The sequence below is a fragment of the Streptomyces sp. NPDC013157 genome (assembly GCF_042899865.1).
Lineage (GTDB): Bacteria > Actinomycetota > Actinomycetes > Streptomycetales > Streptomycetaceae > Streptomyces.
Genome location: NZ_JBIBAK010000009.1, coordinates 353,259 through 379,949, shown reverse-complemented (window position 1 = coordinate 379,949; position 26,691 = coordinate 353,259). Strand labels below are relative to the sequence as shown.

30 protein-coding genes are annotated in these 26,691 nt (G+C 71.3%); 15 read left to right on the top strand and 15 right to left on the bottom strand.

What is annotated here, in order from left to right:
- Positions 1 to 52: 52 nt before the first annotated feature.
- The 7 genes from ACFY6U_RS27410 to ACFY6U_RS27380 form a co-directional block, all read right to left on the bottom strand.
- Positions 53 to 469 (bottom strand): NUDIX hydrolase, encoded by a 417-nt coding sequence (locus tag ACFY6U_RS27410; RefSeq protein WP_390042376.1) that lies wholly within the window; start codon positions 467 to 469, stop codon positions 53 to 55.
- Entirely contained in the window at positions 466 to 1,488 is a 1,023-nt protein-coding gene (locus ACFY6U_RS27405; protein WP_390042374.1) for a CHAD domain-containing protein, read from the bottom strand. Before ACFY6U_RS27405 ends, ACFY6U_RS27410 begins: the two co-directional genes overlap by 4 nt.
- Entirely contained in the window at positions 1,469 to 3,757 is a 2,289-nt protein-coding gene (locus ACFY6U_RS27400) for an RNA degradosome polyphosphate kinase (RefSeq protein WP_390042373.1), read from the bottom strand. Before ACFY6U_RS27400 ends, ACFY6U_RS27405 begins: the two co-directional genes overlap by 20 nt.
- Positions 3,758 to 4,075: 318 nt before the next feature.
- The gene (locus ACFY6U_RS27395) at positions 4,076 to 4,876 is read right to left on the bottom strand and encodes a hypothetical protein (RefSeq protein WP_390042371.1); all 801 of its coding nucleotides are present in this window, start codon (positions 4,874 to 4,876) and stop codon (positions 4,076 to 4,078) included.
- Positions 4,873 to 5,778, bottom strand: a complete 906-nt coding sequence (locus tag ACFY6U_RS27390) for an ABC transporter permease (RefSeq protein WP_390042370.1) — start codon at positions 5,776 to 5,778, stop codon at positions 4,873 to 4,875. Before ACFY6U_RS27390 ends, ACFY6U_RS27395 begins: the two co-directional genes overlap by 4 nt.
- Entirely contained in the window at positions 5,775 to 6,653 is an 879-nt protein-coding gene (locus ACFY6U_RS27385; protein ID WP_390042368.1) for an ABC transporter ATP-binding protein, read from the bottom strand. Before ACFY6U_RS27385 ends, ACFY6U_RS27390 begins: the two co-directional genes overlap by 4 nt.
- Positions 6,650 to 7,051, bottom strand: a complete 402-nt coding sequence (locus tag ACFY6U_RS27380; RefSeq protein ID WP_390042366.1) for a GntR family transcriptional regulator — start codon at positions 7,049 to 7,051, stop codon at positions 6,650 to 6,652. The genes ACFY6U_RS27385 and ACFY6U_RS27380 overlap by 4 nt, the downstream gene beginning before the upstream one ends.
- A gap of 111 nt (positions 7,052 to 7,162) precedes the next feature.
- Here ACFY6U_RS27380 and ACFY6U_RS27375 point away from each other — a divergent pair, with 111 nt between their 5' ends.
- From ACFY6U_RS27375 to ACFY6U_RS27355, 5 genes are all read left to right on the top strand, one after another.
- Positions 7,163 to 7,714 (top strand): RNA polymerase sigma factor, encoded by a 552-nt coding sequence (locus ACFY6U_RS27375; protein ID WP_390042364.1) that lies wholly within the window; start codon positions 7,163 to 7,165, stop codon positions 7,712 to 7,714.
- The gene (locus tag ACFY6U_RS27370) at positions 7,711 to 8,520 is read left to right on the top strand and encodes a zf-HC2 domain-containing protein (RefSeq protein ID WP_390042363.1); all 810 of its coding nucleotides are present in this window, start codon (positions 7,711 to 7,713) and stop codon (positions 8,518 to 8,520) included. The genes ACFY6U_RS27375 and ACFY6U_RS27370 overlap by 4 nt, the downstream gene beginning before the upstream one ends.
- 16 nt (positions 8,521 to 8,536) lie before the next feature.
- Positions 8,537 to 9,418, top strand: coding sequence for an ABC transporter ATP-binding protein (locus ACFY6U_RS27365; RefSeq protein ID WP_390042361.1), 882 nt, complete (start codon positions 8,537 to 8,539; stop codon positions 9,416 to 9,418).
- Positions 9,415 to 10,956, top strand: a complete 1,542-nt coding sequence (locus tag ACFY6U_RS27360) for an ABC transporter permease (protein ID WP_390042359.1) — start codon at positions 9,415 to 9,417, stop codon at positions 10,954 to 10,956. The genes ACFY6U_RS27365 and ACFY6U_RS27360 overlap by 4 nt, the downstream gene beginning before the upstream one ends.
- A 235-nt stretch (positions 10,957 to 11,191) precedes the next feature.
- Positions 11,192 to 11,422: a hypothetical protein gene (locus tag ACFY6U_RS27355; protein ID WP_390042357.1), complete on the top strand. Its 231-nt coding sequence runs from the start codon at positions 11,192 to 11,194 to the stop codon at positions 11,420 to 11,422.
- Positions 11,423 to 11,441: 19 nt separating this feature from the next.
- Here ACFY6U_RS27355 and mshD read toward each other — a convergent pair whose 3' ends face one another.
- Positions 11,442 to 12,371 carry a mycothiol synthase gene (gene mshD / locus ACFY6U_RS27350; RefSeq protein ID WP_390042355.1) on the bottom strand — a complete coding sequence of 310 codons (930 nt, stop codon included), beginning with the start codon at positions 12,369 to 12,371 and terminating at the stop codon, positions 11,442 to 11,444.
- 168 nt (positions 12,372 to 12,539) lie between these two features.
- Here mshD and ACFY6U_RS27345 point away from each other — a divergent pair, with 168 nt between their 5' ends.
- The 3 genes from ACFY6U_RS27345 (at position 12,540) to ACFY6U_RS27335 (ending at position 16,963) form a co-directional block, all read left to right on the top strand.
- Positions 12,540 to 14,336 (top strand): bifunctional metallophosphatase/5'-nucleotidase, encoded by a 1,797-nt coding sequence (locus ACFY6U_RS27345; RefSeq protein ID WP_390042353.1) that lies wholly within the window; start codon positions 12,540 to 12,542, stop codon positions 14,334 to 14,336.
- A 203-nt stretch (positions 14,337 to 14,539) separates the two neighbouring features.
- Entirely contained in the window at positions 14,540 to 14,701 is a 162-nt protein-coding gene (locus tag ACFY6U_RS27340; RefSeq protein ID WP_390042351.1) for a hypothetical protein, read from the top strand.
- A 471-nt stretch (positions 14,702 to 15,172) separates the two neighbouring features.
- Positions 15,173 to 16,963 (top strand): ABC transporter ATP-binding protein, encoded by a 1,791-nt coding sequence (locus ACFY6U_RS27335; protein WP_390042349.1) that lies wholly within the window; start codon positions 15,173 to 15,175, stop codon positions 16,961 to 16,963.
- Here ACFY6U_RS27335 and ACFY6U_RS27330 read toward each other — a convergent pair.
- Positions 16,953 to 17,696 (bottom strand): response regulator transcription factor, encoded by a 744-nt coding sequence (locus tag ACFY6U_RS27330; protein WP_390042347.1) that lies wholly within the window; start codon positions 17,694 to 17,696, stop codon positions 16,953 to 16,955. The two genes, ACFY6U_RS27335 and ACFY6U_RS27330, sit on opposite strands and share 11 nt — an antisense overlap.
- A gap of 55 nt (positions 17,697 to 17,751) precedes the next feature.
- Complete coding sequence (locus ACFY6U_RS27325; RefSeq protein WP_390042345.1) at positions 17,752 to 18,495, bottom strand: PH domain-containing protein; 744 nt, start codon at positions 18,493 to 18,495, stop codon at positions 17,752 to 17,754.
- A 174-nt stretch (positions 18,496 to 18,669) separates the two neighbouring features.
- On the opposite strand from ACFY6U_RS27325, the gene ACFY6U_RS27320 reads away from it, so the two are divergent.
- The 3 genes from ACFY6U_RS27320 (at position 18,670) to ACFY6U_RS27310 (ending at position 20,073) form a co-directional block, all read left to right on the top strand.
- Positions 18,670 to 19,320, top strand: a complete 651-nt coding sequence (locus ACFY6U_RS27320; RefSeq protein ID WP_390042344.1) for a Uma2 family endonuclease — start codon at positions 18,670 to 18,672, stop codon at positions 19,318 to 19,320.
- Positions 19,321 to 19,387: 67 nt separating this feature from the next.
- Complete coding sequence (locus ACFY6U_RS27315; protein WP_390042342.1) at positions 19,388 to 19,678, top strand: hypothetical protein; 291 nt, start codon at positions 19,388 to 19,390, stop codon at positions 19,676 to 19,678.
- Positions 19,675 to 20,073: a hypothetical protein gene (locus ACFY6U_RS27310; protein WP_390042340.1), complete on the top strand. Its 399-nt coding sequence runs from the start codon at positions 19,675 to 19,677 to the stop codon at positions 20,071 to 20,073. The genes ACFY6U_RS27315 and ACFY6U_RS27310 overlap by 4 nt, the downstream gene beginning before the upstream one ends.
- A 265-nt stretch (positions 20,074 to 20,338) precedes the next feature.
- On the opposite strand, the gene ACFY6U_RS27305 is transcribed toward ACFY6U_RS27310, so the two are convergent.
- Positions 20,339 to 20,614 (bottom strand): hypothetical protein, encoded by a 276-nt coding sequence (locus ACFY6U_RS27305; RefSeq protein ID WP_390042339.1) that lies wholly within the window; start codon positions 20,612 to 20,614, stop codon positions 20,339 to 20,341.
- Positions 20,615 to 20,730: 116 nt separating this feature from the next.
- On the opposite strand from ACFY6U_RS27305, the gene ACFY6U_RS27300 reads away from it, so the two are divergent.
- The 4 genes from ACFY6U_RS27300 (at position 20,731) to ACFY6U_RS27285 (ending at position 22,621) form a co-directional block, all read left to right on the top strand.
- Positions 20,731 to 21,555: a helix-turn-helix domain-containing protein gene (locus ACFY6U_RS27300; protein WP_390042337.1), complete on the top strand. Its 825-nt coding sequence runs from the start codon at positions 20,731 to 20,733 to the stop codon at positions 21,553 to 21,555.
- Positions 21,552 to 21,791: a DUF397 domain-containing protein gene (locus ACFY6U_RS27295; protein ID WP_390042335.1), complete on the top strand. Its 240-nt coding sequence runs from the start codon at positions 21,552 to 21,554 to the stop codon at positions 21,789 to 21,791. Before ACFY6U_RS27300 ends, ACFY6U_RS27295 begins: the two co-directional genes overlap by 4 nt.
- A 117-nt stretch (positions 21,792 to 21,908) precedes the next feature.
- Complete coding sequence (locus ACFY6U_RS27290) at positions 21,909 to 22,265, top strand: DUF6247 family protein (RefSeq protein ID WP_390042333.1); 357 nt, start codon at positions 21,909 to 21,911, stop codon at positions 22,263 to 22,265.
- Complete coding sequence (locus ACFY6U_RS27285) at positions 22,262 to 22,621, top strand: hypothetical protein (protein WP_390042331.1); 360 nt, start codon at positions 22,262 to 22,264, stop codon at positions 22,619 to 22,621. Before ACFY6U_RS27290 ends, ACFY6U_RS27285 begins: the two co-directional genes overlap by 4 nt.
- 262 nt (positions 22,622 to 22,883) lie before the next feature.
- Here ACFY6U_RS27285 and ACFY6U_RS27280 read toward each other — a convergent pair whose 3' ends face one another.
- The 4 genes from ACFY6U_RS27280 to ACFY6U_RS27265 all read right to left on the bottom strand — a co-directional run bounded on the left by ACFY6U_RS27280 (position 22,884) and on the right by ACFY6U_RS27265 (position 26,617).
- Complete coding sequence (locus tag ACFY6U_RS27280; RefSeq protein ID WP_390042329.1) at positions 22,884 to 24,308, bottom strand: ATP-binding protein; 1,425 nt, start codon at positions 24,306 to 24,308, stop codon at positions 22,884 to 22,886.
- Positions 24,305 to 25,039 carry a response regulator transcription factor gene (locus ACFY6U_RS27275; RefSeq protein ID WP_390042327.1) on the bottom strand — a complete coding sequence of 245 codons (735 nt, stop codon included), beginning with the start codon at positions 25,037 to 25,039 and terminating at the stop codon, positions 24,305 to 24,307. Before ACFY6U_RS27275 ends, ACFY6U_RS27280 begins: the two co-directional genes overlap by 4 nt.
- A 102-nt stretch (positions 25,040 to 25,141) precedes the next feature.
- Positions 25,142 to 25,417, bottom strand: coding sequence for a hypothetical protein (locus ACFY6U_RS27270; RefSeq protein WP_390042325.1), 276 nt, complete (start codon positions 25,415 to 25,417; stop codon positions 25,142 to 25,144).
- Between the two features lie 30 nt (positions 25,418 to 25,447).
- Entirely contained in the window at positions 25,448 to 26,617 is a 1,170-nt protein-coding gene (locus ACFY6U_RS27265) for a S1C family serine protease (protein WP_390042323.1), read from the bottom strand.
- Between the last annotated feature and the right edge of the window lie 74 nt (positions 26,618 to 26,691).

Genomic DNA, 26,691 nt, shown 5'->3' with positions numbered 1-26,691 from the left:
CCCAGCGCCCCTTACGGGGCGCCTCAGCCGACGCCCCTTCAAAGCTGCGGCCCTACTGGGTGTTGTGCAGCGACGCCAGTAGTTCGTCCACCAGTTCGGCGTCCCGTGGCTGGGTCAGGCGTTGGCGGGCCTCCGGGGGGCGGAGCCAGAGGATCCTGTCCACCTCGTGGTTCGGGGTGAAGTGACCCTCGCCCGCTTCGGCGGCCCAGTAACGGACCGCTTTGGGGCGGCCGTTGGCGTAGTAGTGGGCCGTGGAGAGTTCGCTGCCGAGGGCGGCCGCGTAGCCGGTCTCCTCGGCCACCTCGCGCAACGCGCCCGTGACCGCGTCCTCGCCGCGCTTGAGCTTGCCCTTCGGGTGCGACCAGTCGTCGTACTTGGGGCGGTGGACGAGACAGACCTCCAGGTCGCCGCCGACCGGCGAGCGGCGCCACAGGACGCAGCCCGCCGCCAGCACCGGGGTGTCGGTCACACCGCCTCCACCCGCTGCTTCTGCCACGCCTGCTGGAACGCGAACCTGGCCGCCTCCACCTCGTGCCGCTGGTCGGCGTGGAGGACGCCGAGGGCGTAGGCCGTCGCGGGGGCGATGCGCGGGGTGCGGGCCGCCGAGGCGGCCGCGGCCGCGGCTTCCGAGGCGTCGCGGTGCCGGTTCAGGGCCTGGCCGGCCGCGAGCAGCCGTACGTCCACGGGCGCGTCCTGGCCGCACAGCACCTCGCGGGCGTAGCGGTGCAGGCGCAGCAGGAGCCGGACCTGGTGCCAGGGGCCGTCCTGGGGGTGCGGGGCCGGGTCCGGGGACAGGCCGTGGACCAGGGCCTCCGCGTTGTAGGGGTGGCCCGCGGTGACCAGGGGGAGTGCGGCGATGGCGTCGGTGAGCCGCTCCTCGGCCGCCGACGCCAGCGGGCGCAGGTCGGTGGAGGGCGCCGCGGGCGTCAGCGGGACCTCGCTGGCCAGCACAGCGACCTTGTCGGCGACCGCGTGGAAGCGGGCGGAGCCGAGCGCCTGGAGAGCCGTGGAGTGGGCCCGGGTGCGGGCGAGGGTGAGCTGGCGGTCGAGGAGGGCGCCCGCCTTGGCCGCGCCCACCGTGAGGTTGCCGCGCTCGGCCACCGCCTCCGAAGTGGCCTGGTTGGGCAGGCTCGTCGAGCCGGAGAGGCGGTGCAGCGCCAGCAACAGGCGCTCCAGCCGGGCCTCGTAGGCGTGCTCAAGTCCCAACGTGCCCGACAGCCAGGCGAGTTCGGGGCGGATCTCCTCGGACCAGTCGGCCTCCAGGAGTGGTCGGAAGGTGTGCAGGCTGCCGCTGATGCGCCGGGCCGAGCGGCGCAGGGCGCGGGCCGCGTCGACGGACTCCTCCGTCGCGCTCACCGTCCCGGTCTCCCGGTGCAGGCGCAGCGCGCGGAGGAACTCCGTGGCCTGGGCGCGCAGGTAGCCCGCGAGGGCGTCCCCGGTCGTCACCCGGGCCGTCGGGTCCGTCGGTTCAAGGTGTTGCTGTGCCACGCCGGCGCCTCCGGGCGTCTATGAGCATCTCCTGGATGTTGCGCAGGGGCTGGCCGTCCGCGTCGGTCGCGTGCCGGGTCCATTCGCCGTCCGGGCCCAGGTGCCAGGAGGAGGTGGAGTCGGACATGCCGGATTCGAGGAACCGGTTGAGGGCGGCCCGGTGAGCCGGGTCGACGACCCGGACCAGCGCCTCTATCCGGCGGTCGAGGTTGCGGTGCATCATGTCGGCGCTGCCTATCCACACCTCGGGTTCGCCGCCGTTGCCGAAGGCGAAGACCCGGGAGTGCTCCAGGAAGCGGCCGAGGATCGAGCGGACCCGGACGGTCTCCGACAGGCCCGCGACACCCGGGCGGATCGCGCAGATGCCGCGCACCCAGATGTCGACCGGCACGCCCGCCATGGACGCGCGGTACAGGGCGTCGATGATCGCCTCGTCCACCATCGAGTTGACCTTGATGCGGATGAACGCGGGGCGGCCGGCCCGGTGGTGCTGGATTTCCTTCTCGATGCGCGCGATCAGTCCGTCGCGCAGCGACTTGGGGGCCACCAGCAGGCGGCGGTAGGTCTCCCGGCGGGAGTAGCCGGAGAGCCGGTTGAACAGGTCGGACAGGTCCGCGCCGACCTGCGGGTCGGCGGTGAGCAGGCCGAGGTCCTCGTACAGGCGCGCCGTTTTCGGGTGGTAGTTGCCGGTGCCCACGTGGCTGTACCGCCGGAGCGTCTCGCCCTCCTGGCGGACCACCAGGGACAGCTTGCAGTGGGTCTTCAGACCGACCAGGCCGTAGACGACGTGGCAGCCGGCCTCTTCCAGGCGCTTGGCCCACTTGATGTTGGCGTGCTCGTCGAAGCGGGCCTTGATCTCGACCAGGACGAGGACCTGCTTGCCGGCCTCGGCGGCGTCGATGAGCGCGTTGACGATCGGGGAGTCGCCGGAGGTCCGGTACAGGGTCTGCTTGATCGCGAGGACGTCCGGGTCCTCGGCGGCCTGCTCGACGAAGGCCTGCACGGAGGTGGAGAAGCTGTCGTACGGGTGGTGCAGCAGCACGTCCCGTTCGCGCAGGGCCGCGAAGATGTCGGGCGCGGAGGCCGACTCGACCTCGGCGAGGTCGCGGTGGGTGCCCGCGATGAACTTGCGGTACTTCAGCTCCGGCCGGTCCAGGCTTGCGATGCGGAACAGGCCGGTGAGGTCGAGCGGGCCGGGCAGCGGGTAGACCTCGGCCTCGGAGATCTTCAGCTCGCGCACCAGCAGGTCGAGCACCTCGCGGTCGATGGACTCCTCGACCTCCAGGCGCACCGGCGGCCCGAAGCGGCGCCGCATGAGCTCCTTCTCCAGGGCCTGGAGCAGGTTCTCCGCGTCGTCCTCCTCGACCTCCAGGTCCTCGTTCCTCGTGAGCCGGAAGGCGTGGTGCTCCACGACCTCCATGCCCGGGAACAGCTCCTCCAGGTGGGCGGCGATGACGTCCTCGATCGGGACGTAGCGGCCCGGGGAGCTCTCCAGGAAGCGGGACAGCGACGGCGGCACCTTCACGCGGGCGAAGTGCTTGTGACCGCTGACCGGGTTGCGGACGACCACGGCCAGGTTCAGGGAGAGGCCCGAGATGTACGGGAACGGGTGCGCCGGGTCGACCGCCAGCGGGGTCAGGACCGGGAAGATCTGGTGCCGGAAGAGCGTGAAGAGCCGCGCCTGCTCCTTCTCGGTCAGCTCGGCCCAGCGGACCAGGTGGACGCCCTCCTCCGCGAGCGCGGGGGCGACGTCCTCGTGGTAGCAGGCGGAGTGCCGGGCCATCAGCTCGCGGGAGCGGGCCCAGATCATCTCCAGCACCTCGCGGGGCTGCAGCCCGGAGGCGGAGCGGGTGGCCACACCGGTGGCGATCCGGCGCTTCAGGCCCGCCACCCGGACCATGAAGAACTCGTCCAGGTTGCTCGCGAAGATCGCCAGGAAGTTCGCCCGTTCCAGCAGGGGCGTGTTCGGGTCCTCGGCCAGTTCGAGAACCCGCTCGTTGAACGCGAGCCAGCTGCGCTCCCGGTCGAGGAAGCGCCCCTGGGGCAGCTGGACCCCGTCGACCTGCGACTCCTCGTACGTGTCGAGGTCGGCGTCGATGTCGGGCTCCAGGTCGGAGACCACGGCGGCCACGGTGTGCGGTCGGTGCGCGGCTATGGAGCCCACGGAGGGCTGGGAGTTTGAATTGTTTCCGCGGCCCGCAGGGCCTCCGCCAAGGGTGGTGGTGGGCGACGGGTGGGCCTCGGCCGCCTGGGCGTTCTGCTGACTCATGACCCCATTCTTCCGCGCCCGGGGCGTGACAGGCGCGTCGGAACGCGCGGGGGGGAGCTGGACGACCCCGTTTCCCGCGAACCCCTCGGGGGGTGGCGAAGGCTCTGGCACGGCGGGCTTCATTGGCTGAGCGTCGCAAGTCCGTCTGAACCAATGGTTACGAAGACATGGCGTATGGGATAGCGGCGGGAGGCTCGCGGACGTCCGTGATCAGCCTCGGGAGGCCTTGGGGATCACGAAAGCGACGATCCCGTACGACCTTCCCACCGGCCCTGTGCGTCCTTGCCCCGTCCGGGGTACGCGTGGACCGACGGTCCCTCAGCCGGCCCGGCGGCGCAAGAGGAAGAACGCACCGGCCGTGGCCGCTGCGGTCAGCGCGAGCACCATCGCGGTGGCGCTGAGATGAACGGCCCAGAAGCCGTGCAGCGGGCCGTGCAGCGGCAGCCACGCCTCGCGCAGGTACAGCCTGGTCACCAGGGTCACCGCGGCGGCCGCGCCGAGCGCCGGGAGGGTGCGGCGCAGCGCGATCCCGGCGAGCGCGCCGACGGCGAGGCCGAGCAGGAGCAGGGCCGGCAGCAGCGGGCCGCGCGGGATGAAGACGCGGTCGTAGGTCCAGTTGCTGACCAACTGCTCCTGGTCGGAGCTCCACACCCGGCCGAAGACCAGGGCGAGCAGCCCGCCCCCGGCGGCCAGCGGCAGGGCGGCCGCGACCAGCTTGCCGGCCAGCCAGCGGGCCGGGGACACGGACTGGGTCCAGGCGAGCCGGGCGGTGCCGGACTCCAGCTCCCGCCCGATCAGCGCACCGCCCGCCCAGGCGGCGACGGCGACGCAGGAGTAGCCGAGGGCCTCGCCGAGGAAGTTGATGACGTTGTTGGCGTCGGTGAAGGCCGAGTAGTCGCAGCCGGGGAGGGAGCCGGAGGCCATCGGGGAGTACTGGAAGAAGCCCCGGCAGGCCCGCTCGGCCGGTACCTCCGAGAGGTGCAGCCAGAGCAGCCAGCCGGTCACGAGCAGCACGAACGCGGCCCAGACGAGCAGCGCGGGGCGGTGCAGCCGGCGCAGCGAGCGGTAGGCGGCCGCGGGGGCGGGGCCGGGGCCGGGGGCGGTGGGCAGGGCGGTCATCGGGCGGTCGTCTTTCCGGTCAGGCGGCGCAGTGCCAGGAAGCAGCCCAGGGTCAGCAGGGCCGTCACGGCGAGCAGCAGGGCGGTGCTGGTCAGCTGGAGCGGCCAGAAGTGCGAGGCAGGGTGGTAGTCGCCGACGGGGACGGTGCCGCTCGGGCTCTGCCACACCGTCCAGGAGCTGTTGGGGAGGGCGAAGAAGGCCTCTCCGGTGCTGGTCCTCGTCGGCCACAGGCGGGGCAGGAGCAACTGGACGGCGGTCCAGACCGCGCCGGTGAGGAGCAGGCCGAGGCCCAGGGCGGGCAGGGTGCGGCGGGAGAGCAGGCCCGTCAGCGCGCCCGCCGCCACTCCGCACAGGGCCAGGGCGACCAGGGTGGGGCCGTTGGTGTGGAAGGTCGGGACGTCGTACCACTGCTTGGCGGTGTCGATACGGCCGTTGCCCGCGGCCCAGGCCAGGTGGTGCAGCCAGACCAGCAGGGCGGTCCCGGCGGCGACGGCCGCGGCCGGTACCGCGAGCCGGACGGTCAGCCAGCGCACGGGGGTGCTGGACTGGGTCCAGGCGAGCCGGGCGGTGCCGGACTCCAGCTCCTTGCCGAACGCGCCACCGGCCCAGGCGGCGGCCAGGAAGGGCACCGCGGCCGCGGTCAGGGTGGCGTAGTTGTACCAGTCCTTGTAGCGCAGGATCGCGTTCTGGTCGTACCTGCACCGCTGCCAGTCCGTGCAGGCGTCGTACTGGCGCCAGGCGTCGGCCGCGGCGTCGGTCAGCGGGCCGTACAGGAGGAGGAGCAGGACGGCGAGGGCCAGGACCAGGGCCGTCCAGACGTAGAGCGCGGGGCGGTGCAGGCGCAGCAGCCAGCGCGTGAGGTGGGCCCGGGGGGCCGGTGCGGGTGCGGTCAGGGTGGTCATACGGCGGCCTCCACCGCGGTCAGGGCCGGGGCCTCGGGGTTGCGGAGATGGGCGAGGACCAGCTCCTCCAGGGAGGGGGCGCCGGTGCGCCAGTCCGCGGGCAGCGGGCCCGCCGGGCGGACCAGGGCGCTGAGCTGCCGGCCGGTGGTCCGGGAGTCCACGACGGTGTGCGGGGCGAGGTCGGCGTCGGCGGGGGCGGCGACCCGGGTGTGGGCGGCCAGCAGGTCGTCGATCTCGCCGGCCAGCCGGACCCGGCCGCCGCCGATCAGCAGCAGGTGGTCGCAGGAGTCCTCCAGTTCGGCGACCACGTGCGAGGACATCGCGATGGTGGTGCCGCGCTGGGCGGCCTCCACCATCAGCACGCCCATCAGCTCGTGCCGGGCGAGTGGGTCGAGGTCGGCCATCGGCTCGTCGAGGAGGAGCAGTTCGGGCCGCTTGCCGAGGGCGAGGGCGAGCGCGACCCGGGTGCGCTGGCCGCCGGAGAGGGCGCGGACCCGGGACTTCGGGTCCAGGTCGCCGCCGGCCACGACGTGTTCGGCGGCGGCCGCGTCCCAGCGCCCGGGGTTGAGGTCGGCGCCCATCGCCAGCGTCTCGGCGATCGTGAGCTGCGGATACAGCGGCTTGTCCTGGGCGACGTAACCGACCCGGCTGCGGGCCTCGGCCGGGGTGGTGCCGAGGACGGTCAGCTCGCCCTCGGTCGGGCCCAGCAGACCGGCGGCGAGGGCGAGGAGCGTGGACTTGCCTGCCCCGTTGGGCCCGACGACGGCGCAGACCCGCCCGGCGGGGAGCCGGAAGGCGCAGTCGCGCAGCGCCCAGCCCCCGCGCCGGCCGAACCGTTTGCCGAGCGCGGACGCCGCTATCGCGGTGTCGGTCATGAACTCTCTCCTTGGAGGTGCTTCGCGAAGTGTGTCTCGAGTACGGCGGTGAAGAGCGCGGCCACGTCGTCGCGGTCCAGGCCGGCCGCACGGGCCCGGGCGGCCCAGTCCGCCAGCTCCCCGTGCAGGGGGGACTCGGCGGCCGGGGCGGTGCCGAGCGAGCGCTTCACGAAGGTGCCGAGGCCGCGCCGGGCCTCGACCAGGCCCTCGCGCTCCAGCTCCCGGTAGGCCTTGAGGACGGTGTTGGGGTTGATGGCGGTGGCCTCGACCACCTCGCGGGCGGTGGGCAGCCTGTCTCCCGGCTGGAGGTGACCCAGGCGCAGGGCCTGCTTGGTCTGCTGGACGATCTGGACGTAGGTGGCGACGCCGGAGCGCCGGTCGATGCGGTACTCGACCACCCGTACAACCACCCTTTCACTAATTGAGTAGTGAAAGGGTGGTGGAAGGGCTGCCCGAAAGTCAACCCGGAATCGGTGAACCGATCGGCGGGGCTCGTGCGATGAGGAGACGTGAGCGGAACGAGAAGCGACGGTGAGCTGCTGCGGGCGGTCGCGGCGGATTCGGACCGGCGCGCCTTCGAGGAGTTGTACCGGCGGTACGCGCCGTGGCTGACCGCGCGGCTGCGCGGCCGGTGCGCGGACCCGGCGCTGGTCGACGACGTCGTGCAGGAGACCTTCCTCGCGGTGTGGCGGGGGACCGCCCGGTACCGCGAGGACGTCGAGAACGCCGACGCCGCCGGGTGGCTGTGGCGCATCGGGTCGCGCCGGCTGGTCGACGCGCTGCGCGGCGACGGGGCCCGCGGCCGGCTGCGGCAGGCACTGGCCCGGCTGCGGCACCGGGACGAGGCCTCGGCGGAGGAACGCGTGCTCGCCGGGGTGGAGCACGGGGACCTCGCCGGGGCCCTGGTCCGACTCTCGCCCGAACTGCGGGCGGTGCTCCAGGCGACGGTGATCGACGGACTGACCACCCGGGAGGCCGCGGTCCTGCTCGGCATACCACCCGGGACGGTCAAGACCCGCGCGATGCGGGCGCGCAAGCAGCTGCGGGAGGAGCTGGCATGACCTGGCACGTGTCTGAAGAGGATCTACGGGCGTACGCGCACGGCGAGCTGGCGCCGCCGCTGCTGTGGTCGGCCGACACCCACGTCGGTTCCTGCACCGAGTGCAGGGCGGTACTGGCGTCCGTGTCGGACCCGGTCGCGCTGGACGCCGGCTGGGAGCGCCTGGACGCCGAACTGGACGCGCCGCGGCCCGGCCCGGGCCAACGGCTCCTGGTCCGCCTCGGGGTCGCCGACCACACCGCACAACTGCTCACCGCGACCCCGGTACTCCGCCGCTCCTGGCTGGCCTCGGTGGCGTTCGTGCTGGCGGCGACGGTCCTGGTGGTCCACGCGGTGGACGCCCCGGCGCTGTTCCTGGCCCTCGCCCCGCTGCTCCCGCTCGGCGCGGTGGCGCTGTCGTACGGCCCGGTCCTCGACCCGACGTACGAGATGGCCGCAGTGGCCCCGACGCACGGCTTCCGGCTGCTGATGATCCGCACCGTGGCCGCGCTGACCGCCTCGCTCGGCCTCAACTGCCTGGCCGCGCTGGCCCTGCCCGGCTACGGTCTGCTCGCCTTCGGCTGGCTGCTGCCCGCCCTGGCGCTCACCGCGGCCGGCCTCGCCCTCTCCGCCCGGCTGGGCCCGCTGCTCGGGCCCGGACTGGTCGGCGGGGCGTGGACCGCCCTGATGGCGGTGGCGGCGATGCACCCGGCGCAGACGCCGGCCGCCTTCACCACGGCCGGGCAGTCGGTGGCCGCCGCCCTCGCCGCACTGGCGACGCTCCTGCTCCACCAGGCGCGGGACCGCTTCGACGCCAAGCCCTACTGACCGCTGGAGTCCCACGTTGAACACCACTGTCTCCGCCGCCGGCCTCACCGTGCGCTACGGCGGCACCCCGGCGCTCGACGGCGTCACCCTGTCCCTGAAGGACGGCGTCACCGGCCTGCTCGGACCCAACGGGGCCGGGAAGACCACCCTGTTGAAGGTCCTCGCCACCGCCGTACCGCCGGACGGCGGCGCCTTCACGGTGCACGGCCAGGACCCGGCCACCCCGGCCGGCCGGCTCGCGGTCCGCCGCACGCTCGGCTACCTCCCGCAGACCCCCGGCTTCCACCCGGACTTCACGGCCTTCGAGTTCGTCGACTACGTCGCCATCCTCAAGGAGCTCACCGACCGCGGCGGGCGCCACCGGGAGGTGCGGCGCGTCCTGGACCAGGTCGGCCTGGCCGACGTACGCGGCAGGCGGATCAAGCGGCTCTCGGGCGGGATGCGGCAGCGGGTCGCGCTGGCCGCCGCGCTCGTCGGCGACCCCCGGTTCCTGGTCCTGGACGAGCCGACGGTGGGACTCGACCCCGAACAGCGCATGCGGTTCCGGGAGCTGGTCGCGGAGGCCGGCGAGGGCCGGACGGTCCTGCTGTCCACCCACCAGACCGAGGACGTCGCGATGCTCTGCAACCGGGTGATCGTGCTGGCCGGCGGCCGGGTCCGCTTCGACGGCACGCCGGCCGAACTGACCGCCCGCGCGGCCGGACACGTGTGGAGCAGCACGGAACGCGCCCGGGGCGCACGGGCGGGCTGGCGCACCGGCACCGGCGCCTTCCGCAACGTCGGCGACCCGCCCACCGGCGCCGACCTGCTCGAACCGACCCTGGAGGACGGCTACCTGCTGGTCCTCGACGCGGAGAACCCGGCGGGCACGGCGGGCACGGAGGTGGCGGCGGCATGACGACGGCACTCGTGACGGAGCCGGAGACGGCCGGGCGTGCGGACCGCGAACGCGACACCGCGTCCGCGTCCGTCTTCGCCCTGGCCGTGTTCGAGGCCCGTCAGCTCCTCCTCCAGATCCCGCTGCTGGTCTTCGGCCTGCTGTACCTCGCCTACGTCGGGTACGGCCTGTTCGGCCACAACGAGGGCATGGACGCCTATCCCGTCCTGCACGACGTGGACCGCTCCACCCAGGGCGGCCCGGAGCTGTTCGCCGTGGCCCTGCTGGTGTGCGTGCACCGGGCGGCGCTGCTCAACCGGCGGCGCGGCCTGGAGGAGCAGTTCGGGGTGCTGGCGATGTCGCCCGCGCGCCGTACGCTCGCCCACGCCCTGTCCGTCGTGCCCTTCGCGGTCGGCGTGGCCCTGGTGGTCGACGTCCAGTTCGCCCGGGCGGCGCTGCGGCCGGGCGCGGTCGGCCACGGCTCGGTCTTCGAACTGGCGGTGGCCCCGCTGACCGTCCTGCTCGCCGGTGGGTTCGGCGTGCTGCTGGCCCGAATCCTGCCCCACCCGGCGGCCCCGCTGCTCTTCCTGCTCGCGATCGGGCTGGTCGCCGGCCTGCTGCCCGGCGGTTCGGGCACGCACGGTGTGGACTGGCTGTGGCCGGCGGTGCTGCAGAACGGCGGCACCCCGGTCCCGGGCGAACTGCTGGGCCGCCCGGCGGGCTGGCACGCGCTGTATCTGCTGGGGCTCGCGGTGCTGTCGGTGTGCGCGGCGATGCTGGTGGCCGGCGGCCGGGCGCGGCTCCTGAAGGCGGCGACGGCCGTGGCCCTGGCGGCGGCGGTGACCGGCGTGGTCGGACAGGCGGCGGGGGACTCCACGGGTCTGCAGGCCCGGCGGAAGGCGGAGGCGGACCATCCGGCGACGTTCCAGACGTGCGTCGAGCGGGACGGCTCCCGGTACTGCGCGTACCCCGACTGGAAGGGCTGGTCGGTCGACTGGGCCGGAGTGGTGCACCGGGTCCGGTCCGAGGCCGGCGGCGCACAGGCGACCACCCGCCTCACCGTCCGTCAGCGCATCCAGGAGATCACCGACCTGACCACGGACGCCACCCTCCCGACGAGCTCCACCCCCGGGACGGTCACCGTCGGCACCCAGTGGGGCGGCAACCGGGTCCCCGAGTTCGCGGTCGGGGTCGCCCGGGTCCTGGTCGCCGGCAACGAGCGGGCCTCCGTCGAGATGTGCGACGCCCGCCCGGTCACCACGATGTGGCTGGCCCTGGCCACCGACCCCGCCCCCGAGGACACCTTCCGCCGCCTCCGCATCGACGACAGCCTCTCGGGCCCGGCCGCGGTCCTCACCCCGGACGGCGGCAGCATGTCCGTCTCGGCCCAGCAGACCGAGGTCGTACGCGAGCTGTTCCGCGAGCCGCACGACACGGTGGCGGCCCGGGTGAAGTCCCACTGGCGGCAACTGGTCTCACCGCACACGACGACGACCGAGGCGGCCCGCCTGCTCGGCGTGAAGGTGCCGAAGGGGCCGGACGACTGTGGCGAGGGCTGACGGCGCCTGCACGATTGCCCTGCGGGCCTGCGGGCCTGCGGGCCTGCGGGCTGAAGGCGGCTGTCCGGCGGGCCTGCGGGTTGACGGCGCCTGCCCGCCTGTCCGGCGGGCCTGCGGGCTGAAGGCGGCTGCCCGGCGGGCCCGCGGGTTGACTGCCACTGCCCGGCGGCCCGGCGCGGGCATGATGGAGGGACAGGCGGCGCCGACAGGTGCCGGGGCGGGTGAGGAGACGGGCGTGGACAATCGCATCCGGGGAAACCCGTTCCGGGGCAACCCCTTCCGCGACGGGGGACCGGCCGAGAGGGCGATGCCCTGGCTCTCGGCCGCCGTCGTCCTCGTCCTCGCCGCGGCCACCCTGGCGGGCGGCGCCGGGCCCCTCGTGAAGGCGGTCGCCGCGACGGTCGCCGTCGCCGTGATCGGCAGGTCCGTCTATCTGGTCAACCGCAGGCGGCCACCGCACCGGTGAGGAACACTCAGGGGCCCCCTCACGTCTCCGTCCGGTACATCAGGTCCGTCTCGTGCGTCGTGAAGCCCAGCCGCTCGTAGACCGCGACGGCCGCCGTGTTGTCGGCGTCGACGTACAGCATCGCCGTCGGCAGGCCGCGCTCGGCCAGGTACCGCAGCCCGATCGTCGTGAGGGACTTGCCGAGGCCGCCGCCCTGGGCGGTGGGGGAGACGCCGAGGACGTAGACCTCGCCGAGGCGCTCCGCCTCGTGGACCTTGGTCCAGTGGAAGCCGAGGAGTTCGCCGTCGCGCTCCGCGAGGAAGAAGCCGGCCGGGTCGAACCAGGGCTGGTCCTTGCGGTCGTCCAGGTCGCGCTGGGTGAGCGAGCCCTGTTCCGGGTGGTGGGCGAAGGCGGCGGCGTTGACGGCGAGCCAGGCCGCGTCGTCCCGGCCGGGGACGAAGGTGCGGACGGTGACGCCCTCGGGCAGCTTCGGGTCCGGCAGGTCCAGGGCGGTCAACGGGCGGCGCATCTGGCGCAGTTCGCGGAACAGGGTGAGGCCGAGGACCTGCGCGAGGTGGCGGGCCGCCGAGTGGCCGCCGTGCGCCCAGACCCGCAGCCGCTTGCCGGACGCGGCCAGCAGGGCGGCGCCCAGCGCGCGGCCGTGGCCGTGGCCCCGGTGGGCCGGATGGACGACCAGCTCGGCGGCCGGTGCCTCCACCGGGTCGGTGTCCTCCAGCTGGGCGTAGCCGACGAGTTCGCCGCCGACGGAGAGGAGCAGGTGGGAGACGCCCTCCCGGGCGCCGCCGCTCAGCTGCAGGCGGCCCTGCTCGGACACCGGCTGCTGGCCGTCGGCCCGCGCGGCCTCCGCCAGCAGTTCCCGTACGGCCTCGGCCTGATCCGGGGTGAGCGCGGAGTAGGTGTCGATGGAGCGGGAGTACATGGGCGGCCGTGCGGTGTCGTCGCTGGTCATGCGTACGAGGGTACGGGGCCGGATCGGCAAAGTGCGGACACCGGGGGAAGGTAAAGGGCAGGGCAACCGGCAACCAAGATGTAACCATGAACCCCCTGTTGTGCTACGCGCGTTGACCCTAGGCTGCGCCGGACCGGGCCACTTCTCGGCAGACCCACAGGGGGTTTCATGCAAGCGAAGTCCAGACCGTCCAGACGCCGTACGTACTCGCTGCTCGCGTCGGCCGCAGGGCTCGCCACCGTCGCGGCCCTGGCGAGCGCGCTGCCCGCCGACGCGCACTCCGGCACGGGCCACGGCCACCACGGCCCCAGCCGCTACCAGGACGTCCAACTGCTCTCCTTCAACGACCTGCACGGCAACCTGGAGCCGCCGTCCGGCTCCTCGGGCCGGGTCACCGAGGCCCAGGCCGACGGGACGACGAAGACGATCGACGCCGGTGGTGTCGAGTACCTCGCGACCCACCTGCGGCAGGCCCGCAAGGGCAAGGAGTACTCGGTCACCGCCGCCGGCGGCGACATGGTGGGCGCCTCCCCGCTCGTCTCCGGCCTCTTCCACGACGAGCCGACCATCGAGGCGCTCAACAAGCTCGACCTGGACGTCACGACGGTCGGCAACCACGAGTTCGACGAGGGCGCGAAGGAACTGGCCCGCCTGCAGAACGGCGGCTGCCACCCCACCGACGGCTGCTACACCGACAAGAAGTTCAAGGGCGCCGACTTCCCCTACCTGGCGGCCAACGTCCTCGACGAGAAGACGGACAAGCCGATCCTCAAGCCGTACTGGGTCTGGCAGAAGAAGGACGTCAGGATCGGCTTCATCGGCGTCACCCTGGAGGGCACGCCCGGCATCGTCTCCGCCGACGGCGTCAAGGGCCTGGCCTTCAAGGACGAGGTCGAGACCATCAACAAGTACGCCAAGGTGCTCCAGCGCCAAGGCGTCCAGTCGATCGTGGCACTGGTCCACGAGGGCGGCTTCCCGGCCTCGTCCAACTACAACTACGACTGCGACTCCGCGGGCGCCGGCAGCGGCATCTCCGGCCCGATCGTCGACATCGCGAAGAACGTGACCCCGGCCGTGGACGCGCTGGTCACCGGTCACACCCACACCGCGTACGTCTGCACGGTCGACGACCCGGCCGGCAACCCCCGCATGGTCACCTCGGCGGCCTCCTTCGGCCGCCTCTACACCGACACCACGCTGACCTACGACCGCCGCACCGGCGACATCGCGCGTACGGCCGTGCAGTCGGCGAACCACGTGGTCACCCGGGACGTCGCCAAGGCGCCCGACATGACCGACCTGATCAGCAGGTGGAACACCCTCGCCGCCCCGATCGGCAACCGCGCCGTCGGCTACGTCTCCGCCGACGTCAACAACACCGGCACCGAGTCCCCGATGGGCGACCTGATCGCCGACGCCCAGTTCGCGTACGGCAAGGAGCTGGACCCGGAGACCGACCTCGCGCTGATGAACCCGGGCGGGGTACGGGCCGGGCTGACGTACGCGGCCAAGGGGAGTGAGGGCGACGGCGTCGTGACGTACGCCGAGGGCTTCACGGTCCAGCCCTTCGCCAACACCGTGAACCTCCAGAACTTCACCGGGGCCCAGCTCGTCCAGGTGCTCAAGGAGCAGGTGAGCGGCAGCAACGCCGCCGCCCCGAAGATCCTGCTGCCGTCCAAGGGGCTCACCTACACGCTGGACCTGACGAAGACGGGCGCGGACCGTGTCGTCACCGATTCCGTGAAGCTGAACGGCACGGCCGTCGACCCGGCCGCCACCTACCGCGTCGCCACCAACTCCTTCCTCGCGGGCGGCGGCGACGGCTTCACCACCCTCGGCCAGGGCACGGACGACGTCGTCGGCACGGACGACCTCTCCGCCCTCGCCCAGTACCTGACGGCCAACTCCTCGGCCACGAGCCCGCTCGCGCCGCCGGCCACGGACCGGATCACGATCGTGCAGTAGGCGCCTGCTCCTGCGGCAGCACGCCCCAGGGCCCGGTACGCACCCCCGTGCGTACCGGGCCCTTTCTGCTGCATCTGCTGGATAAAACCTATGTGAGGCAGTGAACGGTTCCCGGTTGCTCCTGAAAATTCATCTCAGTCGCAATTCATCGAGGTCTAACTGAAAATGGCTTTCTCGGGCTCGCGGACCACGTAATGTTTTCCATGTCGAAAGCGAACGGCGCGGACGACGGAACGAAGGAGAAGATCATGAGCTTCCACAAGATCGTCCCGGTGAAGAAGGCCGAGAAGCCCGCCCCGAAGCCGGCTCCGAAGAAGAAGGACTGCAAGAAGTCCCAGCCCAAGCGCCCTGTCGGCAACCGCTAACTCGCCAGCCCAGAGGAGGGAATTTCCATGAGCTTCCACAAGATCGTCCCCGTCAGGAAGCACCGCAAGCCCGCTCCGGACCCGAAGAAGCCCGCGCCGAAGAAGCCGGCTCCGAAGCGCCGCCCGGTCGGCGACGAGCGCTGACAAAGCATTTACAGAAGTAATTCAAATCAATTCACAGGTTGTTGCAGCGGGCCAGTAGAGAAACTGTTGCAGAACCACGACACACGTCGTCAGAGAGAGGAACGCCACCATGAGCTTCCACAAGATCGTCCCCGTCAAGAAGCACCGCAAGCCCGCCCCGGCCCCGAAGAAGCCCGCGCCGAAGAAGCCGGAGCCGAAGCGCCCCGTCGGCGACAAGCACTGAGACGCGCCATGAGGCGGGGTCACCGGTTACGCGTGGTCGCACCGGTGGCCCCGCCTCGGCCATGTCCGCCCCCCCCGACCGACCCCTGAAGGGAGTTGCCGATCATGAGAGAAGCCCGCAAGGCCTTCCGCCGCTTCTGGCCGCTGACCCGCGGCGACCGCAGGTGGCTGTGGATGATCATCGCGTGTGTCGTGGTGTCCGCACTCGCCGAGACCGCCGCGATCCTGCTCTTCGCCGACCTCACCGACAACGCCCTCCAGGCCGGTTCGCTCTCCGCCTTCTGGGGCCCGGCCGGCGCCTGGCTCCTGGTCGCCGCGGTGGGCGCCCTCGTCGGCTACCTCGGCAACTCACTGGCGACCTGGACCGCCGAGAGATTCGTCCTGCGGCTGCGCGCCAAGGTGTTCCGGCACGTCCAGGACCTCCCCCCGCACTTCTTCCAGAAGCACCGCCAGGGCGACCTGGTGGAACGCCTCACCGGTGACGTCGAGGCCATCGAACAGATGGTGGTGTCCGGTGTCGTCGGCACCGTCGCCGCCGCGTTCTCCGCCGTCTTCTACGCGACCGCCGCCTTCTGGCTGCGCTGGGACCTGGCGCTGGCCACCTTCGTCCTCGCACCCCTCTTCCTGTTCGCCGCCCGCCGCTTCTCCGGCCGGATCAGGACGGCCTCCCAGGACGAGCGGGTCGCCGACGGCGCGATCACCTCCGTGGTGGAGGAGTCCCTCGGCAACGTCGTCCTCACCCAGGCGTACAACCGCCGCCGGGACGAGGAGAAGCGCCTGGACGTCGAGGCCCGCGCCTGGATGCGGGCGAGCGTGCGCGGCGCCCGCCTCAGCGAGATGTACGCCCAGTTCGTCGAGGTCGTCGAGACCCTCTGCGTACTGGCCGTCATCGGCCTGGGCGTCTGGGAGATCTCCGCCGACCGCATGACCCTCGGCCAGCTCCTCGCCTTCGCCGCCTTCCTCGGCTACCTCTACCCGCCGGTCCGCAACCTCGGCCAGCTCGGCCTCACCCTCACCGCGGCCACCGCGGGCGCGGAGCGCATCGGCGAGATCCTGGACGCCGAACCCGCCGTCACCGACCCCGCCCGGCCCGTCGGCCCCTGGCCGGTCCGCGGCTGGGTCAGCTTCCACAACGTCTCCTTCCGCTACCCCGAGTCCCCCCGCGCATCCCTCCGGGACGTCGACTTCGCGGCGGGCCCCGGCGAACTGGTCCTCGTCACCGGCAAGAGCGGCGCCGGCAAGTCCACCCTCTCCAAGCTCCTCACCCGCTTCTACGACCCCTCGGCCGGCGTGATCTGCCTGGACGGCGTCCCGCTCACCGACGTACCCCTGGAGTTCCTCCGCGAGAACGTCGCCCTGCTCCCGCAGCAGACGCTGATCCTCAACGGCACGGTCCGCGAGAACATCGGGTGCGGCCGCCCCGGAGCGACGGACACCGAGATCGAACAGGCGGCACGGGACGCGGCCGCCCACGACTTCATCACCGCCCTCCCCCAGGGCTACGACACCCACATCGCCCCCGGTACGGCCGCGCTCTCCGGCGGCCAGCTCCAGCGCATCGCCATCGCCCGCGCGATGCTCCGCGCCGCCCCGGTCCTCGTCCTCGACGAGCCGACGGCCGGCCTGGACGCGATAGCCGCCCGCCAGGTCGTCGCCCCCCTGCGCAAGCTCATGGCGGGCCGTACGACCATCATGATCACGCACGACCTCACCCTCGCCCCCGACGCCGACCGCATCCTGGTCGTCGACCGCGGCCGCCTGGTGGAGGCGGGCACCCACGCCGAACTCCTCGCCCGGGGCGGCGCCTACGCCACCCTGGCCCACCCGCTCCCCGAGGCCATCGCGGCGGAGTCGGCGGCGCCGGTCCCGGACGAGACGATGATCCTCAGGTGGTAGCACCGTTCCTGAGCGTGTACCCCAGCCCGCGCACGGTGTGGATGAGCCGCGGTTCGCCGCGGCTCTCCAGTTTCCGCCGCAGGTACATGATGTAGACGTCCAGCGTGTTGGAGGTCGGCGCGAACTCGAAGCCCCACACGTCCCGCAGGATCTTCTCCCGGCTGAGCACCCGCCCGGGCTGCCGCAGCAGGAACTCCAGCAGCGCGTACTCGGTCCTGGTCAGGTCGATGGCCTGTTCCCCGCGGTGCACGGTCCGGGTCCGCAGATCCATCGAGATGTCGCCGAACCCGAGGAACCGGTCCCCGCCGCCCGCCTCCGTCCCCGCCTCCCGCCGCGGACTGCGCCGCAGCAACGCCCGTACCCGGGCGAGGAGTTCCTCGGCGGCGAACGGCTTGGCCAGGTACCCGTCGGCGCCGTTGTCGAGGGCGACGATGCGGTCCCCGACCGCATTCCGCCCCGTGATCATCAGAATCGGCACGGTGGACCCGGAGGCCCGGATCCGCCGGGTGGCCGCCAGCCCGTCGAGACCCGGCATCTCCACATCCATCAGCACCAGGTCGGGCGCGCTCCCCGGGGCCCCGACGAGATCGAGGGCCACTCTGCCGTCCCCGGCGAGGAGCGTCTCGTACCCCTCGAACCTGAGCAGCCGCCCGATCCCGTCGCGCACGGCCGCGTCGTCGTCGGCCAGCAGGATCTTCCGCGCCATCTGAGCCATCTGAGCCATCTCAGCCATCTGACAAAAGTGTGACGAGGGGCTGTGACGGGGCTGGGGGTGGGATGTGGGTGGGCTACGGCTGCGGGGCCGGGGTGCGTGGCGGCCGGATGCGCCAGTACCGGTCGAGTACGGCGGCCAGGGCGACGCCCGAGGCCAGGGGCACGCACACCATCAACAGGAACGGATGGTCCGGTCTCCCCACGGCGACGAGCCAGATGTCGAACACGAACATGAGGAAGAAGACCCCGATCCCGCCGTACGCCCCCCACATGCATGCCCTGCGCCGTGTCACCCCCCGCTGGATCCGCTCCTCCACGTCCGGCCGGCGCTCCCAGGTGAGGCTGCGGAGCGGGGCCGCGGCCAGGCACAACTCCGCGACCTCGGTGTACGGGTCGTCCACCTGCCAGTCGTTCAGCTGCCACAGCAGGAAGCGGCGGCCCTGGAAGTCGTACAGGTAGGTGAGCCACTGCGGCGCCGCCCGCCCGGAGCCGCGCGGCGCCTGCTCCACCCGGATGTCGTACACCTCCGACCAGGCCCAGGTCCGCGCACGCAGCGGCCCCTGCGCGGTGATCCCGGCGGTCGTGACCCTGGTGTGCGCCCGGAACTGCTCCAGCGCGATCCGCGCCGTCGCCGTGGCCAGCAGCAGCGCGAAGGCCGGCGGCCCCCACCAGAACCCGCTGCCGCCTCCGTCCCCGTCGTGAGACACCCGGCCGGTCTGGATGAACGCGTTCACCAGCAACAGCCCCGGCAGCAGGAAGAACACCAAGGGCGGCTTCCGCCGCCTCCGGTACACCCGCTCGACCCCACCCTCGTCCACGATCCGATCCCCTCCCCATACGCACCGAACGGATGCGCGACTGGGGAGAGGATAAGGCGGCCTTCTGTGGCCACGGGAAGCGGTTCGGACCAGTCCCCGGCGGACCGTTCCGTCATCGCTCGAACGGGTGATCTGGACCCATCTCCGCAGGTCGCCCGGGTCACCCCACCTACCGTGAGCGCGTTGCTCGCACATGAGAGGCCCGAGACCATGTCCGAGGCGCAGGCCGAACTCTTCGACGGACCCGACCTGGACGAGGTTCTGTGGCAGGCCTGGAAGGCCATGGAACTCCCCGAGGGCTACCGCGCCGAGATCATCGAGGGAGCCATCGAGGTGTCGTCCACCGACCGCTACGCGCACAGCCAGATCGTCTTCATGCTGAGGGAGACGTTGGCGGAGTTCCTGAAAGCCGGGGACTTCGCCGCCCGGAACGACACGAACGTCATCCATGAAAACAGCGCTTGGGTGCCTGACCTGTTCGTCGTCGCCAAGGACCCCGAGCGCTACGTGACGGACGACGGGCTCGGCCTGACGGCTGCGGGCGTACGAGTCGTCTTCGAAGTCACCTCGCCCGGGAAGCACAGCCTCGACCGCGACCGCCTCCGCAAGCGCCGGGAGTACGCCCGTGCCGGAATCCCGGTGTACGTGATCATCGACGACTACGACGGCCAGGGCGCCGTCACCCTCTTCACCGGGCCCCGCCCCGACAAAGCCGACTGGGAGGACATCCACCGTGTCCCCTACGGCACCGAGGTCACCGTTCCCGAAGGTCCCGCCAAGGGGTTCGTGATCGGGGAGGCGATCACGGGGGCGAAGCGGCGGTGAATGCCACGAACGGGTGAAGCCGCGGAAAGTAGACTCGCCGGTTTCATGGGGTGGCTATGGTGGAGCTATGACTGACACCACCACGATCCAGGTCTCCCGGCAGGCCCGAGATCACCTCGCGCAGATCGCCAAGGAAAGGGGGCTGACTCTGGGGCAGCTCGTAGACGAGCTGGCGGCCCAGCAGCCCACGGCGGAGCAGATCGCCGAGAGACTCGCTGCCGACCGCCAGGTCGTGCGGGACGTGATCGGGCTCGATATCAGCGATGACGAGTTCGACCAGGCTCCTGATGTGCTGGGCAACATCCGTCGGATCGCCGCGGAGAAGGCGCGCGTGGCCAGGGGAGCCGCAGCGGCGTGATCATCCTCGACACCAGCGCGACCCGCGCACTGGCGGCCGGCCACAAGACGTTGAACCTCCTGGCCGCGAACATGGCACGTACCCCCGGCGATCTCCTGCGCATCCCGGCGATCTGCCTTATGCAGGCGGAGTCGGAGGATGAGGGAACTGCACACCGGGTCCTCGCCTTCTCGTCCGTCGAAGTCGACGAGCTGAACACGGCCGCAGCTGCCACGGTCGGAACCATGATCCGAGACGGCTACGGCGGAGCCGACACCTGCCACGCTTTGTACGCGGCCTTGCCGCGCCCCGACTTCAACGGGATGTCGATCCTCCTGACGGACCGTGAAGATCGCTATCCGCCAGGGGTCGTTGCCATCGACATCGACTCCCCGGGAATGCTCGGCTTCTACTGAGGCCGAGACGGGATCTCATCCGTTGCGACCAGATCGATGGCGTTGATCGTCACATCGCGGTCGGACACGATGTAGATGACGAAGCCACCTGTGAACGCAGCCCACCAACTTTTGTCGCGCATGCTGATCGCAGGCGGGCCGAACGGGTTGAGACTGAGCCGCTTCTCAAGATCCTCCAGCGACGTGCGTCTGGGGCCGCTGAGCCCGTCCTTTCGTCGAGCTGCGTGGTCGGCGTACCTGATAGCACGCGTACTCCGTGGCGGCCTCACAGTTCGAGTCCGGGGATTCGCCCGCCCCGGCTGACCGCGATCCGGATCACGTCCTCCAAGGACTCAGTTGCCCGTGTCAGCGCGGACCGTACGGCGAACTCACCCGCCTTCTTGTCGGCGAGCACGGCCCGGGCCCCGGCCAGCACATCCTTGCCTGAGGCGAGTTGAGCCACCTCGACGCTGTCCGCGAGGAGGGAGAGGCTGCTCCGGTTGTCGTCGGTGCTGAGGTAGAAGGGGCGGCCGTCGAGGTTGGTCCAGGGGAGGAGGCGCATGCCGGGGTCCTTTGGAGTGGGGGATCACTGTTCGTGTCCCGATCGTCACAGCTGGCCCGTACGCTGCGGAAGAGAGTCGGCGTTGACGGTGACTTGAGGCAACGGGGAGAGGTGACGTGGGCGAACAGGCTGACGCGGGGCCGGTTTCCGGGCGTGCCGTGCTGGGGCAGACCCTGCGGGTGCTGCGGGACAAGGCCGGGAAGTCGCTGGGGCAGCTGGCCGCCGAGACCGGGTACGACAAGAGCTACCTGAGCCGACTGGAGTCCGGGGAGCGGCTGTCCAAGGTGACGGTCATGGAAGATCTGGACGGGTACTACGGCACCGGTGACCTGCTGGTCAGTCACTGGAGAGTGGCGCGGCTGGACGCGTTCAAGGACCAGTACAGGGAGTACATGGGACTGGAGGCGACGGCTCGGGTCATCCGGGTGTTCTCGCCGGGCATTCCCGGACTGCTGCAGACGGAGGATTTCGCACGCGGGGTGTTGTCCGGGGGTCTGACAACGGCTGACGGCGACGAGGCTGTCGAGGAGCAGGTCGCGGCACGACTCGGGCGGCAGTACCTCCTGAGGCAGAAGCCGCAGCCCGAAGTCCGCGTCATCGTCGACGAGTTCGCATTGCGCCGCCCCGCCGCCTCGGGCGAGGCCTGGCAAGACCAACTGCTGCACCTTGAGACCGCCGCCTCGTGGCCCAACGTGGCGCTTCAGGTACTGCCCTTCTCCGCAGGAGCGCACCACCATATGAACGGGTCACTGACCCTGCTCTGGCAGAGGGACGGCAGCGCTGTTGCCTACAAGGAAGGCAATGGTTGCAGCCGGTTGGTTGAAGATCCGGACGAAGTCCTGCGGCAACGGCTGTCCTACGATCGGCTCCGCGACCTGGCGCTGTCTCCGCCGGACTCGCTCACACTTGTCAGGCGAGCAGTGGAGGAGCACAGATCATGACGCGCACCCCCGACATAGGTACCGCGGTGTGGCGCAAGTCGAGCTACAGCGAGGGCGGAGCCAACGACTGCGTCGAGGTCGCCGGCGGTCACCCCGGCATAGTCCCCGTCCGGGACAGCAAGCTCCCGGCCGCCCATCCTCTCGTCTTCTCGGCCCTGTCCTGGTCCGTGTTCGTGGACGGGGTCAAGGGGGAGTCGGGTGGCGCACATTCGGGTGACATATGCCCGAAGCCCTGATGTTCGAGGCGTTACCGCCCGCACGCTGGATCCCGTGACCACGACACGAACGACTGATCCACGGAGTGCGGGGCGGCTATGGTCGTAGACCTGAAGCGCCGAAGGAGGGCATCGGTCATGACCGCTCGCGCCACGGAGAACGACCAGGTCATCCCGCCGATGCCGGAGCGGACGCCGAAAGCGCTGCGCGCGGCCATCGCCGAGCATGCTCCCGTGCTGCTCCCGGACTTCGACAGGCACTGGAAAAGGGCGATCGCCTCAAGTGCCGACACCTTCAACCTCCCCCCTGTGCCGGCGTTCATGGCCTTCTGGTGGGGTGAGTACGCCCTCGCCCGCGATCCCGAGCTGGACGCACATGTGCACGATCTCGAAATCCGGGCATCGGAGTCCACTGACGGCGCCGAAGCCAGGGCCCTTCTCGAAGAGGCCTCGAAGATCCGTCACCGAGTGCGGAAACTGGAGCCCGGCGAGTGACCGACGGGTTTATGGGGCCGCCTTGGCAGATGGACTTGAGGCTTGATGCCCTTGCCGCCTACGAGGCACTGCCCGGCCACGTTCGTGAGATCGTCCGCGCGGCGCGGGCTGAGTTGGTCACCACGAAGGATCCCTATTTCCGAGGTATCGAGACGGACGCCTGCCTCCCCAACGGAATGACGGTCACGCCGGTCCGATCCAGTGATCCGAAGGGCCCTCGTGTGCTCTTCTTCGACTACGAGAACGGCTGGCTCAAGTACACGTTCGTACCCCGTCTCGAAGACCCCCAGATCATCGTGGAAGAGCTTTTCTGGATGGGAGTCGAGCCGCCTACAGAGCCTCAGGAGGAGCCGTAGGCGCCCCCGGCCCCAACGGCGCAGACCCTGTGGTGGTCCGGAAAACACAAGCGCCATGGCGGGAACGTGCAGATCGTCTCCGCCCCGGACAGCTGACCGATCTGGGTCTCACCGGTCCGCTGGGCCGCCAGCACGACACTACCTGCGTCGGCCAACATGGTCTGATCGACGCTCTCAACCGGATCGCGGCCGAGCCGGGCATGCCGACCCATGTCGACCTCAGCTACGAGCACGCTGGCGACGGCTTCCGCAACCCCGTTGATTATGGTGTCGGCTCCGGCGGCGGAGCCGACACCCCCGGCAGTCGTACCGTCGCCACCGTGCCGCCGCCGTTGGCGCGGGCCAGGGTGACGTCGCCGCCGGCCTGTTGGACCGTGCGGGCCACGATGGAGAGGCCGAGACCGGAGCCGGGCAGGGCCCGCGCGCTCGGTGAGCGCCAGAAGCGGTCGAAGACGTGGGGGAGTTCTTCCTCGGCGATGCCGGGGCCGTGGTCGCGGACCGTGAGGACGCCGCGTTCCAGGGCGACCTCGATCTTGCCGCCCTCGGGGCTGAACTTCACCGCGTTGTCGAGGATGTTGACGATCGCCCGCTCCAGGGCGGAGGGCTCCGCCCGGACGAACCACGGCTGGACGTCCGCCGTGATCGTCAGCTCCGGGCCGCGCAGGCGGGCACGGCGCAGGGCTGCCTCGACCGTGTCCTGGAGCGCCACGATCTGCACGCGCTCACCGCGCTGCCCCTCCGAGCGGGACAGCTCCTGGAGGTCGCCGATCAGCGACGCCAGCTCCGTCATCTGCGCCTTCACCGAGTCGAGCAGCGCCTTGCGGTCCGCCGGGGGGATCGGGCGGCCCGTCTCCTCGCTGCGGGTGAGGAGTTCGATGTTGGTGCGGAGGGAGGTGAGGGGGGTGCGGAGTTCGTGGCCGGCGTCCGCGATGAGCTGCTGCTGGAGCTCCCGGGAGCTGGCCAGAGAACTGGTCATGCTGTTGAACGAGCGGGACAGGCGGGCGATCTCGTCGTCCGACTCCTCCTCCACGGGGATGCGGACGCTCAGGTCCTCGGTACGGGCGACGTGCTCGACGGCCTCCGTGAGCTTGTCGACGGGGCGGAGACCGGCCCGGGCGACGGCGAGGCCGGCGGCTCCGGCGCCGACGACTCCGATGCCGGAGACGAGGAGGAGGATCAGGGCGAGGTCTTTGAGGGTGTCCTGGGTGCCCTTCAGGGGGACAGCGGTGAGCAGACCGACGTGGGAGCCGCCTTCGGTGGCGAACACCTGGGTCATCACGCGCAGCGGGTTGCCGTCCGCGTCGGTGCCGTTGCTGAAGTACAGGGTGTTGGTGTTCCCCGCCTTGATGAGGTCTTTGTCTGCCTGACTGACCTTGATCACGCCCGTGGCGTCGTGGGTGAGGCAGAACGTGCCGTCCGTCTTGACCACCTGGCCGTACCCGATCCGCAGGCCGTTGGTGTCCTGAACCGTGCTGGTGCAGTCGATGAGGGCGTTCTGGGCGACGATGTTCGCCGGCCCCCGCACCTTCTGGAGGTCGCTCTCAAGCTGGTCGTACAGCTTCCCCTGCACAATGAACCAGCAGGTCACCGAAACCGCCGCCACCGCGAACGCCACCGCCGCCGCGACCAGCATCGACAGGCGGGCGCGGATCGGGAGGGCGCGGAAGCGGGCGGTGAGCCTGTTCACTCCGCGCCGCCCTGGCGCAGGACGTACCCGACGCCGCGCACGGTGTGGACGAGGCGGGGCTCGCCGCCGGCCTCGGTCTTGCGGCGGAGGTACATGACGTAGACGTCCAGGGAGTTGGACGAGGGCTCGAAGTCGAAGCCCCAGACGGCCTTGAGGATCTGCTCGCGGGTGAGGACCTGGCGCGGGTGGGCCATGAACATCTCCAGGAGCGTGAACTCCGTGCGGGTCAGCTCGACCTGGCGGCCGGACCGGGTGACCTCGCGGGTCGCGAGGTCCATGCGAAGGTCGCCGAAGGTGAGCGCCTCGTCCTCCTGGACGCCGTCGCCGACCGTGGCCGCGTAGGAGCTGCGGCGGAGGAGAGCGCGGATGCGGGCGAAGAGTTCGTCCAGTTCGAACGGCTTGACCAGGTAGTCGTCGGCCCCCGCGTCGAGGCCGGTGACGCGGTCGCCGACCGTGTCGCGGGCCGTCAGCATCAGGATGGGGGTGGTGTCGCCGGCGCCGCGGATGCGGCGGGCGGCCGTCATGCCGTCCATCCGCGGCATCTGGATGTCGAGGACGATCAGGTCCGGCTTGTAGGCCGTCGCCTTCTCCAGCGCGTCCGCGCCGTCGACCGCGACCTCGGTCTCGTATCCCTCGAAGGCGAGGCTGCGCTGGAGGGCTTCGCGTACGGCCGGCTCGTCGTCGACGATCAGGATGCGCTGGGGTTCACGGTCGCCATCGGCGGGGCTCATCGCTCGCGTTTCCTCGGGGTGCGGTGGGTCTTGGTCGGGACGCCTCTCAGCCTCGCATGTTTCTCGGCTGTCGGGTATGCACGCTGGTGGGGCGGTACGCCCCTAGCCGCGTACCAGGGTCATGCGGCTCAGCGGCACCTTGCGCTGGTGCGGCCGGGCCGCCGAGGTGCGCAGGCCCATCAGCTGCGGGGCCGGCACGACCTCCGGGGCGCGCGGGGCCGGGGGCGCAGCAGCCACCATGGACTCCGGGGCGCGCGGGGCCGGGGTCGGCGCCACCACGGCCTCCGTCGGTGCGTGGAGCTCGTACGCCACGGCAAGGGCCAGGCTGACACCGGCCGGGCTGTCGGCGGACATCGTGTGCGAAACCTGCTTGATCATGACGTACTCCCTTGCTCTGGTGCCGGTGGTTCAGCTGGTGGAGCCCGACCGCAGCTTGGCCAGGTCGGACTTGACGGTGTTGATCGGGATGGCGAAGCCGAGGCCGACGCTGCCCGCGTCCGAGGAGGACGAGGAGGAGTCGGAACTGGCCGAGTACATCGCGGAGTTGATGCCGACGATGTCGCCGCTGGCGTCGATCAGCGCGCCGCCGGAGTTGCCGGGGTTCAGGGACGCGTCGGTCTGGATCGCCTTGTAGGTCGTGGTGGACGAGCCGGTGTCGCCGTTGAACTGCTGGCCGCCGAAGGAGAACGGCCACTGGCCGCTGCCGCCGCCCTGCTGTTGCTGCTGCTGGCCCTCGTCGGTGGAGACGGTGACGTCCCGGTTGAGCGCGGAGACGATGCCGCTGGTGACGGTGCCGGTCAGGCCCTCGGGGGAGCCGATCGCGACGACCGTGTCGCCGACCTGGACCCCGTCGGAGTTGCCGAGGGTGGCGGGGTGGAGGCCGGAGGCGCCTTCGAGCTTGAGGAGGGCGAGGTCCTTGGAGCTGTCGGTGCCGACGACCTTCGCGGTGTACGACTTGCCGTCGCTGGTGGAGACCTTGACCGACTGGGCGCCGGAGATCACGTGGTTGTTGGTGACGATCTCGCCGTCGCTGGTGATGACGACGCCGGAGCCGGTGGAGGTGCCGTTGCTGAGGGTCGCGTTGACCTCGACGACGCTCGGGCTGACGGCGGCGGCGATCGACGCGACGTCGCCCTTCTTGCTGGAGGGCACCACGCTGGTGGTGGTGCTGCTGGAGACGACGTTGTTCTTGCCGGTGAGCTCCTGGAAGGCGTACGCGGTGCCGCCGCCGACGGCGGCCGCGACGATGGCGACCGCGGCGAGGAGGGCTATCGGGCCGCGGGTGCGCTTCTTGGGTGCCGAGTGCATGCCGTGCTCCGGGTGCTCCGCCGGGTGCTCGGCGTCGGCGCCGACGGTAGGGAGTACGGCCGTACCGCCGCCGTAGCCGCCCTGGCCGCCGTCGGCCGCCGGCTCCACGGTCACCGGCTGCTGCGCCGGCTGGTGGGTGGGCGGGGGCGGCCACTCCGGGTTCACGGGGGAGGAGGCGTGCTGCTGCTGGGGGTACGCGCCCTGGTAGGCGTCACCCTGGGGACCCTGTGGGTTCTCGTACTCGCCGCTGCGGCGGAAGCTCTCGGTCATGACAAATAGCTTGTCCCGTGACCATGAGAGCTCCCTGAGTGCCCGCTGAGAACGCCGCGAGAAGCTCGTTTGCC